We start from the raw sequence: 14,811 nt of genomic DNA on the forward strand, positions 1-14,811 counted from the left end.
GGGGAACTGAACGACGCCCCCACGCGCCGCGATCCAGGCCCACTGACAAGGAAGGTGATGCGCGCCTCGGGCGGGTGCCGACACTGATTTCCTTGGTTGTGAGTCGGCACTTGCGTGATCTACAGCACAGCCGCGGAGAGTCCTTGCAAGCTGTTGCTGTTTGAATTGGGAATGAGACTTCAAGCCGCAATTGTTCTCCCTAATCCATATTTCGTTCTCGTGAGTGTTCCTATGTGCCATTGGCAGTTCGGCGGCATCCTTGCCGTAGTCACCTCGTCGGGAGATTCGGCGGCAAGTGGAAGCTGGACCATGCTGGTCGTCTTCTTCTGCCTCGCGATCCTCGTCTCTTTCGCCTGCTCGATATTTGAAGCCGTGTTACTGAGCGTGAGCCAACCTTTCATCGCGACGATGAAGACAACGCAACCGGCTGTGGGGAAGCGGTGGGAGATACTGAAGACTCAGATCGATGGGCCACTGACGTCGATCCTGACTCTCAATACCATCGCGCATACGGTGGGATCGATTGGCGTCGGAAAGGAAGTGGCGGGCCTTGCCAGGGGGTCAGGCTACAGCGGCTGGATTGAGGGCCTAACCGCGGCGTTGATGACGTTTGCCATTCTTGTTCTTTCCGAAATTATTCCCAAGACTTTAGGAGCCAAGTACTGGCGTAAGCTAGCACCGACGATCGGAATCCTGCTGGAAAAACTCACCTGGCTGATGACGCCTGTCGTCTGGTTCATTCGCCTCTTTGGTGGATCGAGTCACAGTGAGGCCGCGTTCAGTCGCGAAGAACTCAAGGTGATGGCGGATATCGGCCATAAGGAAGGTAAGCTGCTGGAGGGCGAATCCCGAATTCTCAAGAACCTGCTGCATATGCGGGACAATGAGGTCCGCGACGTGATGACACCGCGAGTGGTTGTTTTCTCCCTTCCCGAAGAGAGCACGGTGGGAGAGTACATGAAGCAACACGAAGCTTCTCCGTTCTCCAGGGTTCTTCTGTATCGCGGCAATCCGGATCACGTCACGGGTTTTGCTCTGCGGGATGAGTTGTTACTCTCCGCAGCCAGAGGCCAGGGAGACGTCAAGCTATCGGAGTTTTCTCGCCCTGTTCCTTCTGTGTCCGAATCGCTTCGATTGACGCTGGCGTTCGATCAGATGGTTGCGAATCGGCATCACATCGCGGTCGTAGCCGATGAATATGGCGGCCTGGCAGGACTCGTAACACTCGAAGATATTGTCGAGACGCTGCTGGGCCTGGAGATCGTGGATGAGGCCGATACGCGGACCGACATGCGGGAATTTGCGCGTTTGCAGTGGGAGAAGCGAGCCAAGAAGATGGGGATATCCATTGAATCGAGACCTTCGCCGGACGCTGGCGAGGCCGGCCCTGGGCCAGAGTCGGACGCCGACAGCCTTTGACGGGCGCCCTTGGCCGAAACGTACCTCCGCTACGACGCTTCCGCCATACCGAGCGAACGCGTGACGCTTTCGGTCGATTTGGCATATTTCCGCAGCGCGGAAGATACGCGATAGGACAGCCGCGCATAGGTCGTTGATGACAGCAATCATCGTTCATATCGGGCCTGGAGGGCAACGACCAAGTCGCACCGTCGCGGAGCGTCGAGCCCTGCGGGACGGAGTGAACGCAGCTGGTAAAATGGGCAAATCCGCCCAGAGTTGCTCATCCAGCGGACACCTTCACCAGGGCAGCGGTTTCATACTCTGCGGCAAGCCGCGTTTTTGCGGATTGCGGCTTTTTGTGTTGCATAAGGTCCTGCGAGGAAGAGACTTAGAAGCATCGCCCGAAATTCGTGGCAACTTGGATGTCCGAAAACCGGGGTGAGGGCTATTTGCCTGTAGGCGAGTTGTGCGCGTTGCAAACATCTCGCCACCGGAACGCTTCTCTTCCGATCCATCAGGCGCTATGGATAACACGACGGCGGAACTTGTGTCGCAACTCACAGCCAGTCAAAACCGGCTGCAGGGCTACATATTTACCCTTACCGCCGATCGAGAAGCGACCCAGGACATCTTGCAATCGACGAACCTGGTGATCTGGGACAAGGCGGATGAGTTCGTGTCTGGCACCAACTTCGTCGCCTGGGCCTTCCAGATTGCCCGGTATCAGGTGTTGGCCTATCGCAAGAAGCAGATGCGCTGCAAGCTGGTCTTCAGTGACGAACTGGTGGCGGAGCTGGCGGAAGTGATGGCGACCGATAACTCGGACGAGTGGTTTCAAGCCAGACAAGCGGCCCTGACAAAGTGCCTGGAAGGCATCTCTGCCAGGAATCGCGACCTGTTCCTGCTCCGTTATCGCAATGGCTTGAAGATGCGCGACATCGCCAACCAAATCGGCAAGACGGCCAGTGCCGTGGAAAAGATGGTCGCCAGGCTGCGGGGTGCCCTGCTGCGATGCGTCGAGGCACGTCTTCAAGAGGAGGCGGCCCCGTGAGCCTACCAAATGACATTCAATGGGAACTCGAGCAACTGCTGGCCAAGGCCGTGGACGACTCGCTTTCCGCAGAACAAGCGCGCCGTCTGGAGCGATTGGTGCTGGGGCATCCCGAGCGACTTCGCTTCATGCGAGACTACATGCAGCTCGAAGTGCAGTTGCAGGCCGAAGCAACTGTGGCCCAAGGCGTGCCGCCGGCGTACTGCCACGTGGCAAACACGGCCCCACCGGCAACCGCCCACTCGCAGATTCGCCGCAGCCTTGCCTACGCCGCGGTACTAGGCGGATTGGCCGCGGCGGTGTGCCTGGCTGCGGTTGGTTTCTTCGGCCCCGGCACACCCGCCGAGCGGCCGGCTGAAGCTCCGCTGACGGCGGTGGTGTCGACCTCCCGGCCCCCTGCCCCGGTAGCCACGCTGGCCACCCAGACCGATGCGGAATGGCTTGGTCAACAACGGGACGTGGGCCATACCTTCCGGGAAGGCGAAAGCATTGAACTTCAGCATGGCGAGGCACAAATAAGCGTCGGCTGTGGCGCGGAGATCGCAGCCAAGGCGCCGGTCGCACTGACGTTCCTGGCCCACGATCGAGTACGGCTCGATTCCGGTGAAGTCGCCGTACACGTCGCCGAGTGGGCTCGCGGCTTTACGGTCGTCACCGACTCGATGGAAGTCGTCGATCTTGGCACCACCTTCACCGTCTCGGCAGGCGATGGCAACAACGACGAAACGCGTGTCCTGGAGGGCCTGGTGCGGGTGCATCCACGCTCCGCACATGCTGACCAACGGCGGGGACTGCTGGTGAACGAGGGCGAGTCGCTGCTGGTGGATCCGGACGGCAACCTGCAAAATCAACTGCTCTTGCCCGAGCACCTGCTCAACTCCTGCAAGTTCTCAGCGGTCACTCCCTACCGCCCGGTAGTACTCCACAATACAGGGTACGAACTCGCTGTGGGCGACGAAGATTCGAACTGGGTGGTCATCGCTGGTCCGGATGGCGACCTGCAGCAACCCGAGTACGCCATGGTTTGCGTACCCGACGAACGCTACATGGCCAACGATCCGGCACTGTCGCAATGGGTATCGCTGCCGAACTGGCGGACCGCGACGGCGAATTCCCTGTACACCTTCCAGACGCGGTTTGACCTGACGGGCTACGACTTGAACACCATCCAACTGTTCGGGCGTTTCCTGGCCGATAACGGCATTCAGCAAGTTCGCGTGAACGATCGCGAAGTGGAAGTGAAAAGTTGGATCGACAACCAGCAGGGGCAGGAGTTTGGCGCCGACCAGTTTCGCTTTGTGAACATCACCGACGGGCTCGTACTAGGCGAAAATGTCGTTGAGATCGACGTCTGGAATGGAACCTTTCAGCCGGTTACTTCCCCGGCAAATATCCCCCCCAATCCCATGGCACTACGCGTGGAGTGGTACGCCTTCGGGCGCCAATCTCGATTGGACAATGCAAGTAAACCCAAAATGGTGAGATAGCAGCACCATCGATATAGCTCCCCAGTGAGTTCGCGATCATGTCATTCCCCACCGGCAACCTGGAGGTTCTACCGACTCGCATTTTCAAGAAGCTCAGAATTCAGGACGGACTGTTCATTATTCTTTTCGGCTAAATCTGCTGGGTTGTCGCTGCAGGGTGTTGGCGGCACCAGGCTTTGGAGGACAACAGATGACTCGCAAATCAACTGCGTTGTTGGGCGCGCTTTTCGTGCTTGTGTTTTCGGCCACGACTACCAGTGCAGTGACCCTTTATCAGGACGATTTTGGCGGCGACGGTCTGAGCAGCCTTAACGGAGCCGCTCCCGACGTTGCGCCGGGCTCTGAAACATGGGCCTCCGGGTCGCATCTCTTGAACAACGGAACGCAGGACGGCGCCGGACGGTTCACGGCGCTGTTGCCGTTCACTCCTCAGCCAGGGGCCGGCTTGTACACGCTCTCCACCGAGTTTTCGGCCACCGGCACGAGCGACAACTGGCTCGCAATCGGTTTCACCGAAGCCCTCGCCCCTGCCGGCGGTGGTCTCGAGGAACGCTGGCTGGATGGCAGTAACAATTCGCAACCCGCGTTATGGGCACTGGCCCGCACCGCCGGTAGCTCTGGCATGGACCAGTCCTTCCTGGGCTACGCCGGGGGCAACCACACGTTCGGTGGCGTCAACGCCCCGACGACGAGTGCGACGTCGCTGATTATCACGGTCGATACCACGAATCCCGATTGGGAGGTTACCTGGGACTTCAATAGCGATGGCGTCGATCGTACCGAGACCGTCCTGGCTGCCGATTTGCCGAGCATCGGCTATGTGGGCTTCTCATCCACGGACGTGGCCGGCACCACCAGCATTACCAACTTTCTGCTCGAGGGTCCTGCCCCGCCAAACCAGTGGAATGTCGACGGAGGGGGCAGCTTTAACGTCGCTAGCAACTGGGTCGACAATGTCGTACCAACCGGATCGGCGGTGTTGGGGAGCGTCCTGACCGCCCCCAATGCGCCCGGGACGGTAACACTCGACTCGCCGGTCTCGCTAACCAACCTCAGCTTCCAGAATGCAAACAGCTACGTCGTCGACGGCCCTTCGACCTTGACGCTCCAAGGCATGGCCACGCTCGACGTCACGCAAGGCACGCATACCGTGAACGCCCAGATCGCTGGCAGCAGCGGACTGACCAAAAGCGGCACCGGTACGCTTGTCCTGTCGAATGCCTCGAACAGCTACACGGGCGACACCACGATTTCTGGCGGCGTCTTGGACCTGACCGACCTCGGTGCAATCAACCAGTCGTCCGGCACCACGAGCGTCGCCGCCGGAGCCACACTGCGACTCAATGGCGATGGGCAGGGTAACGGCGCGAGTGGCACACTGAGCGAGGCACTCACCGGGGACGGAACTCTCCGCCTCGAAGGCATCGATGTTAACGATCCCGATACGGATGGCCTGACTTCCGAGTTAATCACCATCAGTTCGGCGAATGCCAGCTTCAATGGCCAAGTAAGCGTTGGCGGAGGAACCCTTGAGGTGACCAATAACGGTGCCCTCGGTAGTGGTGACAACACCGCCGCCACAGGCACCGCTGTTGATGGCGGATTCTCCGAAAGCAAACTGCATCTGGCAGGCGTCACCGTGTCGACGGAGCGCCTCGAGATCGTCGGCCGGCAACCGGCCGTCACGGCTCCCCATCTGACCAGCGCCGGTACGAGTGAATGGTCGGGGGATGTCGTTGGCAACACGGGCGGCAACCAGTACAGCATCGAGTCCCAGTCCGGAACCCTAACCCTGTCTGGAAATATCTCGTTGCCGGACTCCAGCGAACGGTTCTTGAATCTTTCCGGCGCAGGCAACGGACGCATCGAGGGCCTGATTGTCGACCGGACGCTGACCGAAGGCGATGGCGCGGAGAACGCAAGCACCAGCTTGGTGAAGACAGGCTCCGGCACCTGGACCATAGCGACGACGCCTCCGCCAGAGAATACGGACCCCGAAGATCTCTCGACCGCCCGCGATGGCTACCACCAAGGCAGGACCGTGATTGCCGAAGGCACCCTGGCCGTTCAATCGACCGGCGGCACCGATGGCGAACTGTGGAGTCGCACCATCGAGGTGCAGCAGGATGCGGTTCTCGATATCAGCAGCTTTACGACCTACAGTCTGCAGGCGATCGAAGATCCAGATGGCACGCTGTCGACAGGCGACGAAGTTGGGCAGACACTTGCCGGGGCTGGCACCATCAATGTCGGAGGCCTGCTGCAAGCTTACGACGATTCGACGCTGGCACCGGGCGACAGTGTCGGTACGCTGACGCTGAACGGCAACTTTTCCTATTCCACTTTTGCTGATACTCCGGCAGGGTCGTGGAACTACGAACTCGGCAGCACCACATCCCCTGGCGACAGCGATCAATTGCTGGTCAATGGCACTGCCACGATCAACGCCAGCGCTGCGAGTAACGTCATCGACGTGCGTGTCTCTCCCGTTGAGGGCACTCTGGCGTCGGGTGCCTACCCGCTGATCCAGGCCAACTCATTGTCGGTATCCGGCTCGGCGGGCAACGGAACGTATGTGGAGCGAGTGTTCGATGCCCAGGGCAACGACATCACCTCCACGATGCGTCAAACCGTGGCCGTAGCAAACACGGGTACCAGCGTGGTGCTCAACGTTAACGGGTCGTCCGCCAATCTCAGTTGGAATGGCCCTGCCAATGGAGCCTGGGACGTACAGACGAGCAATAACTGGTCGGGCACAGGCGGCCCGCAATTTAGCCAACTGGACAACGTAACCTTTGGCAATGTGGCAAACAAAACCGTCACGGTCAACGGCAACGTCGCCCCTGGCAATGTCACCTTCAACGGCGGCGCCGGATCAACCTACACGGTCACCGGCTCCGGCGGGATGACCGGCTTTGGTCCCGTGGCCATCGAATCAGGAACCGTCCAATTGCAGAACTCCGGTAATGCCTACGCTGGCACTACCACGGTATCCAGCGGTGCGACCCTGGAGATCGATAACGCCACGACCGGTGATATGGTGGTCAACGGCACCCTATCGATCGGCGGCGCAGGCGTGGCCTTGGGTGGCGCCCGCACGTTCTTTTCCGACGACTTCAGCGGCGCTGGGGCACCGCTCAACGGTTCCACACCCGACACGTCGTATGACGGAAATCGCTGGGTCGCAGCACCAGTTTTTGAGGACGACGGCGACAGTGTCACCGGTCCCAATGCTGGCGCGTCGGCCACGCTGGCCTTTCAGCCCGTGAGTGGGTCGACCTATGTCCTGGAGACCTCCATCTCCAACATCGTGGGCAACGGCAACTGGTTCGGCGTGGGCTTCGCCAATGGTCAGTCCGATGCCAGTTCCGATGCGGCCCGCTTCATCGCAGGCGACGTGGAAGGGTTGGCCTGGGCACTGTACCGGGGCAACACCGACGGCAACCAAACCTTCCTTGGCGACACAAGCGTTGCGGGAAACAGCGGCCTCGTCTCTCAAGCGGCATGGCTAACCAGCGAAAATGTCGGTGGTGGCGACGTTGCTATTCGCATCTCGCTCGACACGACCGGAGGTGCTGGCAACTGGACTGCAACGATGGAAGCCGACACCGGTAGCGGCTTCCAAACGATCCGCGATACGGAAGTACTGCTTGACGAAGCAATTACCTCCGTGGGAGTCGTGAATGCCAGCACGGAGGCCATCACCGGCACCGTAGAGTCGTTCTCGCTTACCGGCACAGAGCCTGCGAACGTGAGACTGCTTGGGCAGACGCTCACCGTCGATGGCGACCTGACCATGGGGTCCGACTCGTCGTTGGAGTTCGACATTGCCTTAATTGGACAGGACTTTGTCGACGTGACCGGATCAGCAACGCTGGATGGTACCATCGACGTTACTCAACTCGGCAGCTTCACGCCTGCGGCGGGGACGCAGTACACACTTCTATCAGCCGCCGAAGGTATCACAGATGCGGGCGTGGATTACGTCTTACCAGCAGGGTTCCGTGCTGCAATTGTCGACATGACCGACCTGGTGCTGTCCTTTGGACTCCAGGGCGACTTCAACGGCGACGGCATTGTGGATATCGCTGACTACACCGTCTGGCGCAACAACCTCGGAGCAGCAGACGAATCGGCTCTGATGGGCAACGGCGATGGACTCAACGGGGTCGACGCCGGCGACTATGCCGTGTGGAAGTCCAATTTTGGCAGTGGCGCCGCAGCCGCTGCAGGCAGCAACGCTCAGCAAACCGTGCCCGAGCCCAGTTCGATACTGCTTCTAGCTCTAGTATTGGCAGGCGGAGCGATGGTGTATCGGAAAACCAGCTAGCGGAGAAAGCTTCGAGGCTCGGCCACCGTGGAATAGGGCAGCATTCCACGGATTGGCCGAGCCCGCAATAGATCATGATTTACTTACTTTGGTTCCTGGGAGGTATGACTAATGCATCACTTGATAATGAGCACCTTGATCGCAGTCGTTGGCGCGGTAGCCATCGGCGGCCACGCCTCAGCCTCGTTACTGTTTATGGATGAGTTTACGCACGCCGACACCGATAACTATGATGCGATCGACCAAGATTCGTCCCAGAGCGGCAGCCTGGCTGGTGCTATCGAACTCAGGGCGTCGCGTGCCCTCTTCGGTATCACGGACAATCAAGCAAGTTGGCCGCAAACAAGTGAAGGGCGGATACGATTCCATGAGCAAACCGGCCCCGGTACCGCTGCAGGACGATATGATTTTTCCGGCGACTTGGCCGGCGGCTCACTGCTTCGTGTTGAATGGAATGTGAATTGGGATGAGACCACCGATTGGACTGCTTTCAATTTTGGCAGTATTGGCATCACCTCGGGTGAGCCTGGCATCCTGGTTAACAACGGCGCCACGGATGTTGGCATTCTATTCCGAAAGAACTCCGATGGCGTACAAGTCTTCGACAACGGCAGTCTGACCCTCGACGAAGTGAGCATCCCATATACAAGAACTGGAACGGGTCGAGTTCGCGTCGACGTCGCCTACGACGGCGTGAGTGACGGAGACGCGCTGACAGTGAACGCCTGGGTAGACGACGTGCAGGTGGTCTCCAACCTGGGCGGCTTTGCCTGGAATGATCTAGTGGCCGAGGGCGGCATCAACCTGGAGTTTGAGCAACGCAATGGGCCATCCAGAATCGACAATCTGTCAATCAGCCTCATCCCAGAACCAAGCTCTGTCGCCTTATGCGGGCTGTTGGGGATGTTAGGGCTGGCCGGAAGGCTGCGGAGCCGTTGGGGGTAATACCATCGTTTCGAAGTCATGAAAGTATCATCACCGCTTGGGGCTAAGCGCCTCTGCTTCCCCAAGCGGCAATTTCAAAAAAGTGGAAGATAAGGAGTATCGGCATGTGGTGTAGCTTCGCTAACAAACGCTCGCGACCTACGGGGTTTACGCTTGTCGAACTCCTGGTGGTGATCGCTATCATAGGCATCCTGGTGGCGCTACTGCTCCCGGCGGTGCAGGCCGCCCGCGAAGCCGCCCGCCGTATGCAATGCACCAACCATTTGAAGCAACTTTCATTGGCTGCGCTCAACTACGAAAGCTCCTACGGCGAGCTGCCGGCTGCCAGGATTGGGTGCGACGGCTACCTGGATCCCTGCGACAAATTGCCTCAGTCGGGCAATATCTCTGGAGTCAACCTGAAGACGCAGGGTGCCAGCGTGTTCGTTCAGTTGCTCCCCTACATGGAACAACAGGCCTTGTTTGACCGACTGGATATTGAGAACAAGACGATCTGGGATGCCGGCCAATGGAACGGTTGGTTGTCGGATCCTAACATCATCGCGGCGGTGGGTACGTCCCTGCCGGAGTTGAAGTGCCCCAGCGATGGGGAATTGAAGGAGTATGCCGACTACTCGCACCAGGCAGCCGGTACCCAGGTGCGGGCAGCAACCGGCAGCTACGCTGGCGTGGCAGGCGACGTGGGACCGCCCAATGGGCCAGACCCTTTGTTTGACGATCGCACGGACACGAAAGGCCGAGCTTACGATCTGAAGTACAACAACAGCGGCGTGTTCTTCTACGTCCGCCACATCAAGCTTCGAGAAATCACCGATGGCACCTCCAACACCATGTTCTTTGGAGAGACCATCGATGGACATGGACGGCTCGCCGAGGATGGTAGCGGCGATCTCTTGGCAAGCAATATCTGGACCAACGGCAACCGATGCAATTCGTCCATGCGGACCACGGTCAATCCGCTCAACACCATTCCGGAGCTCGGAGAATCGATTCAAAACTCTGGCACCCGCACGCACTGTGGATTCAACAGCCGCCACCCGGGCGGGGCCAATTTCGGCATGGGCGACGGTAGCGTCAGTTATCTAACGGAGGATGTTTCAGAGGATGTATATCGACAAATGTCTACACGGCAATCGAATGCCGACGACTATATCGAAACCGTGCCGACTTCTCCTGGCCCGCGCTAGCCTGCTTGTTACCAACCGCCAATATCGCATCATGTTTCGTTCACACTCTTACGCTCTTGTCGCCCTGTGGTTGATGGCTCTCAGCGTTTGCCTGGGATGCGGCGACAAGCACGAAGGCATCGTACCGGTATCGGGTACCGTAACCATCGATGGCCAACCGCTCACCATCGGCCAAGTGCGTATCCTCGCCAAGGACCACCGCGCTGCGATGGGGAGAATTCAGCCCGATGGCTCGTTCACCATGTCGTGCTTCGAACTTTCCGATGGGGCTCCGATCGGAACGCACCTCGCCACGGTTTCGGCCGTGGAATCGATTAACGAGCGATCCAATCGCTGGCATGCCCCAAAGAAATACGCCAACAAAGTCAGCTCCGATTTATGGGTGACCATCGACGGGCCTACCGACGATCTGAAGATTGAACTCACGTGGGCCGACAGCAAGCAATCGGGGCCTTTTGTGGATAAGTTCTGACTAGACCTCCACCACTCGCACCACCTGAATTCGCATCTAATGACCAGCAGGCATCCATGAACGTTCGTCCTTCACGATTCGCAGCGTATGCGTGTATGCTGGCGGTTGTCGCGGTGATCTCTAGCCTCCCATCGTACGGCCAAGTCGATCCCTTGAGCTTCCTTCAGGTGGTCCCGATCACCGACAACGACCCCGGCACGAACGAACTAGGTCGCGACCGAGTATCCATCAACTCGACACCGTTCAAGAACGAGTCCGTCGTCAGCGCCGGCAACTATCAGTTCACCACTTTCTATCGCGAAGATGGCAAGCTCCTGGTCGCCCGCCGCGACCTGACGGCGCCCACCAACGACTGGGACATTCGAACCACCGAATTCACATCGTACAACATCAACGACGCCCACAATGTTCCGGTGCTGGGAATCGATGGCGAGGGGTACCTGCATCTGGCATGGGGCACGCACAATAATCCGCTGCTCTATTCGCGATCCACTACACCCGTGACGGGCGGGCAGGCTTTGGAATTTGTGGGCGACACCGTGGGCAATGGTTCGGCTATCAACACGATGACCGGTGCGAACGAAGCCGCAACCACTTATCCAAACTTCCTCCGCATCCCTGGCACCGACGACTTGCTCTTCAACTATCGAACCGGCGGGTCAGGCAATGGCACCTATCGAATCACGCATTACGACACTTCCAGCACAACATGGTCGTGGTCCAATGAGGACTGGATCGCCAACACCGATTCGTCGGGGCTGACGTACAACGCGTACCCCCACAACATGACGTATGACTCGCAGGGTGGGCTCCACGCCAGTTGGACCTACCGGTACAACAGTTCGTCGCCAACCGGCCATTCAGGATTCCAAACCAACCACAATCTCTTCTATGCCTACTCGCCCGATGACGGTGTCACTTGGTACAAAGATGTCGCTGGCACTGTACCCTACCCGACCGTCATCGATGAGCTGAATTCCCAGATCGTTGTTGATATCCCCGAGGGTTCCAGCCTAATTAACACTGGCACACAGGCTATCGATGCCAATGATCGCCCTGCGATAGCAACCTGGTGGGCCCCTCTGGCTTATGCCGACACGCCTGATCATCGCCGCCAGTACATGTTCGTCGGCAACGATGGCGACGACTGGTTCACCTCGCAACTGACGCATCGCCGTTCTGATCCCAATACGCCCGTTCCCGAATCGCAGCTCGGCGCCAACCATATGGGCCGGCCGCAGATTGTGTTCGACGACTATAATCGTGCGTATGTTGTCTACAAAGACAACGACAATGGAGGAGGCGTCACCTTGGCCTATTCGCAGGCCGAGTCGCGCGACGACTGGGAGTTTATTCAACTAACAACCGACAATCTGGGGTACTACGAACCGACGATCGATCGAGACCGTTGGAATACGGATCGACAACTGCATATTCTCCTGCAAACGATCGACGGCAGTAGCAGCAACGGGGGCAGCCCCATGTCTATTCTCGAGTGGGATGCAGCCGCGGCCATGGGGCGAGTTCTCAAATGGACAGGCTCCGAGAGTACGACCTGGGACACCTCGGCGGTGAACTTCAGCGATCTTGGGGCGGCTAGCACTTTTGAGGAATTCGACAACGTCACATTCGACGATTCCACCGCGGCAACGGACGTCCAGCTCTCGGGTGGCATCGACGCGGGGAAAGTCGTAATCGACTCCACGCAATCGTTCTCGTTTCTCGGTTCCGGTAGCCTGCAGTCTGGCAGTCTCTCGGTCGTGGGGGGTGGTTCGCTCACCCTGGCAACCTCGGGTAACTCCTACGCCGGGCCGACCCGCGTTTCGAACGCCACGCTGACGATCACGGGAAACGCCAATGATATGGTCAGCACCATCATCGCTGCTGACGGGGGAACAGTAGTCATGGATGCAACCGACGCCACGAGCATGGCCAGCAGCTTCGAGGTCTGGCCCACTGGAACGTTGGAAGTTGGCACGCCCACTTCATCCGGCAATGTCTTTCCCACCAGTCCAACGGCGATTATCAACGATGGCTTGATTCGCGTGTATCAAAGTGCCAATCTACAGCGTGTGAGCGGCCAGGGACGCATCGAAGTAGCCAGCAGTACCACGCGTCTCCAAGACAATGGCTCTTTCGATGGCATCATATCCATAGCTTCGGGAGCGACAGCCCTGTCTGAAAGTACCGACGGTGTAGGGTCGGCATCGGCCCGCGTCCGTGTTGACGAAGGAGGACAACTGCGGCTTACCAGCAGCGGCGTCTATCAGCAGAGGTTCGACCTCTCCGCGGACGGCGGTGGCAGCGGCGCGTTGCAAATTGACTCGGGCCTGAACGTCACGTTAGCAGACACCGTGACTTTGGGCACCAATGCCACGACGGTCAACATTGCCGAAGGCGCCATGACGACGGTTGATCGTCCCGTCTCGGGTCCGGGAGGTCTGACCAAGCAAGGCACAGGTACGCTGCGTCTGTCGGGCACCAACACGTACTCCGGCCCCACCGTAGTGGAAGCCGGCACCCTGATAGTCGATACCGTGACCGGTGCTGGAGACACCAGGGTGCAGTCGGGCGCCGTGCTCGAAACGGGTGCTGTCGTCCAAGGTAGTCTCAGTGTCGATGGAGGAGCCCTGCTTCGAGTCATTCCCTATTCGGCAACCAACAATGGAGTGATCTACGAGGAACGCTTCGGTGGGCCAGGATCAACCCCACTCAATGGAGCTCCGCCCGACACCGTTTCGAGCGGCCAAGTATGGTCTGCACATGCAAGTATCATGAGCAACGCCGAGGGCATCAGCATCTCGGGCGGCTCATCTGCCACCCTGCCATTGACGGTAGAAGATGGCTATGAATACACCTTGGATGCAAATTTTCAGAACGTGACCGGCGATTCCGACTGGTTCGCCGTCGGCTTCCTCGAAGGACTCATGGATGGCGGCGCCGACAATGGAAATCGCTTCATCGGCGACCCCACCACTGGCAAGGCGTGGATGTTGTTTCGCGGTGACAATTTTTCGGGTGCCAATCAAACGCTGCTCGGCGATGACTCCAGCGGAACCGTGTCGGCCACTTCCTGGCCGACACTCAACACCAACGGTGGCGACATGCAGATGCGGATCCTGCTCGACACCACCGGTGGAGCGGGTAACTATCAAGCAGAGTTTCTTGCCAAGCTGCCAACGGACCTGGAGTACACCACAGTCGCAGGTCCGGTAAGCCTGTTGAACGAGAGCATTGGCGCTGTAGGGTTTGCTGTCTCACAAAGCGACGTCATAGGCGACGTCGACTTTTTTCGTCTGCTACGCAGCGGCGATGCACCGGCCGACCCCGAAGCCCTATTAGTGGAAGGCGACCTTCATCTCAGCTCCGGCGCTACCCTCCAATTGGATATCACGAATCCTGGCAGTTATGAACGGGTATCCGTAGCCGGCAGTTTTATCGCCGAAGGCGCTGTCGAGATCCAACTTACGGAGGATGCCTCGCCGCTTTCGGCTGGCGACACGTTCGACCTGTTCGACTTCAACGTGTTAACTGGCGTTTTCGAGTCGCTTTCGCTTCCTGAATTGCAGCCTGGTCTGATCTGGGACAACTCCCGCATCCTAACCGAAGGTATTGCAGAGGTCGTCGTAGGCTTGTCGGGCGACTACAACGGAGACGGTACGGTCAACCTCGCCGACTACACTGTATGGCGAAACTCTTTGGGGGCATCCGGAGCCGGATTGGTTGCCGACGGTAACGGCGACTTGCACGTCGATGCACTCGACTATCAGCTGTGGAGATCGCATTTCGGGCAACAACTCGGTGGACAACCGGGGCAAGTCGCGGGCATTCCAGAGCCTTCCGCTGGGTTGCTGGCCATTTTCTTCGGTATGCTGGGCATCCGCCAATCGGCGAGTTTGAACCAGAGATCGATTTCTGTGGTTACTGGCGAGTAGACT

The 14,811-nt window shown here is 58.8% G+C and carries 8 protein-coding genes; all 8 read left to right on the forward strand.

The features are described 5' to 3' along the window. Window positions 1-171 precede the first annotated feature (171 nt). The 8 genes from NG895_RS05075 to NG895_RS05110 all read left to right on the forward strand — a co-directional run bounded on the left by NG895_RS05075 (window position 172) and on the right by NG895_RS05110 (window position 14,808). Window positions 172-1,419, forward strand: a complete 1,248-nt coding sequence (locus NG895_RS05075) for a CNNM domain-containing protein (protein ID WP_252851374.1) — start codon at window positions 172-174, stop codon at window positions 1,417-1,419. Between the two features lie 505 nt (window positions 1,420-1,924). Continuing rightward, entirely contained in the window at window positions 1,925-2,452 is a 528-nt protein-coding gene (locus NG895_RS05080; protein ID WP_252851375.1) for a sigma-70 family RNA polymerase sigma factor, read from the forward strand. Continuing rightward, window positions 2,449-3,939, forward strand: coding sequence for a FecR domain-containing protein (locus NG895_RS05085; RefSeq protein WP_252851376.1), 1,491 nt, complete (start codon window positions 2,449-2,451; stop codon window positions 3,937-3,939). Before NG895_RS05080 ends, NG895_RS05085 begins: the two co-directional genes overlap by 4 nt. A gap of 190 nt (window positions 3,940-4,129) precedes the next feature. Further along, window positions 4,130-8,269: a beta strand repeat-containing protein gene (locus tag NG895_RS05090; protein ID WP_252851378.1), complete on the forward strand. Its 4,140-nt coding sequence runs from the start codon at window positions 4,130-4,132 to the stop codon at window positions 8,267-8,269. A 111-nt stretch (window positions 8,270-8,380) separates the two neighbouring features. Next, on the forward strand, window positions 8,381-9,214 hold the full coding sequence (locus NG895_RS05095) for a hypothetical protein (RefSeq protein WP_252851379.1): 834 nt from the start codon (window positions 8,381-8,383) through the stop codon (window positions 9,212-9,214). Between the two features lie 104 nt (window positions 9,215-9,318). After that, window positions 9,319-10,401 (forward strand): DUF1559 domain-containing protein, encoded by a 1,083-nt coding sequence (locus NG895_RS05100; RefSeq protein ID WP_252851380.1) that lies wholly within the window; start codon window positions 9,319-9,321, stop codon window positions 10,399-10,401. Between the two features lie 31 nt (window positions 10,402-10,432). Continuing rightward, on the forward strand, window positions 10,433-10,873 hold the full coding sequence (locus NG895_RS05105) for a hypothetical protein (RefSeq protein WP_252851381.1): 441 nt from the start codon (window positions 10,433-10,435) through the stop codon (window positions 10,871-10,873). Between the two features lie 56 nt (window positions 10,874-10,929). Beyond that, window positions 10,930-14,808: a BNR-4 repeat-containing protein gene (locus NG895_RS05110; RefSeq protein ID WP_252851382.1), complete on the forward strand. Its 3,879-nt coding sequence runs from the start codon at window positions 10,930-10,932 to the stop codon at window positions 14,806-14,808. The last annotated feature ends 3 nt before the right edge of the window (window positions 14,809-14,811 follow it).

Origin of the sequence: Aeoliella straminimaris, assembly GCF_024054565.1 — a bacterium.
Taxonomy (GTDB): domain Bacteria; phylum Planctomycetota; class Planctomycetia; order Pirellulales; family Lacipirellulaceae; genus Aeoliella; species Aeoliella straminimaris.

What these genes read in the sequence shown, in the direction of transcription:
- NG895_RS05075 (WP_252851374.1), top strand. Translation starts at nt 172, where the DNA reads ATGAGACTTCAAGCCGCAATTGTTCTCCCTAATCCATATTTCGTTCTC.
- NG895_RS05100 (WP_252851380.1), top strand. Translation starts at nt 9,319, where the DNA reads ATGTGGTGTAGCTTCGCTAACAAACGCTCGCGACCTACGGGGTTTACG.
- NG895_RS05095 (WP_252851379.1), top strand. Translation starts at nt 8,381, where the DNA reads ATGCATCACTTGATAATGAGCACCTTGATCGCAGTCGTTGGCGCGGTA.
- NG895_RS05090 (WP_252851378.1), top strand. Translation starts at nt 4,130, where the DNA reads ATGACTCGCAAATCAACTGCGTTGTTGGGCGCGCTTTTCGTGCTTGTG.
- NG895_RS05080 (WP_252851375.1), top strand. Translation starts at nt 1,925, where the DNA reads ATGGATAACACGACGGCGGAACTTGTGTCGCAACTCACAGCCAGTCAA.
- NG895_RS05105 (WP_252851381.1), top strand. Translation starts at nt 10,433, where the DNA reads ATGTTTCGTTCACACTCTTACGCTCTTGTCGCCCTGTGGTTGATGGCT.
- NG895_RS05110 (WP_252851382.1), top strand. Translation starts at nt 10,930, where the DNA reads ATGAACGTTCGTCCTTCACGATTCGCAGCGTATGCGTGTATGCTGGCG.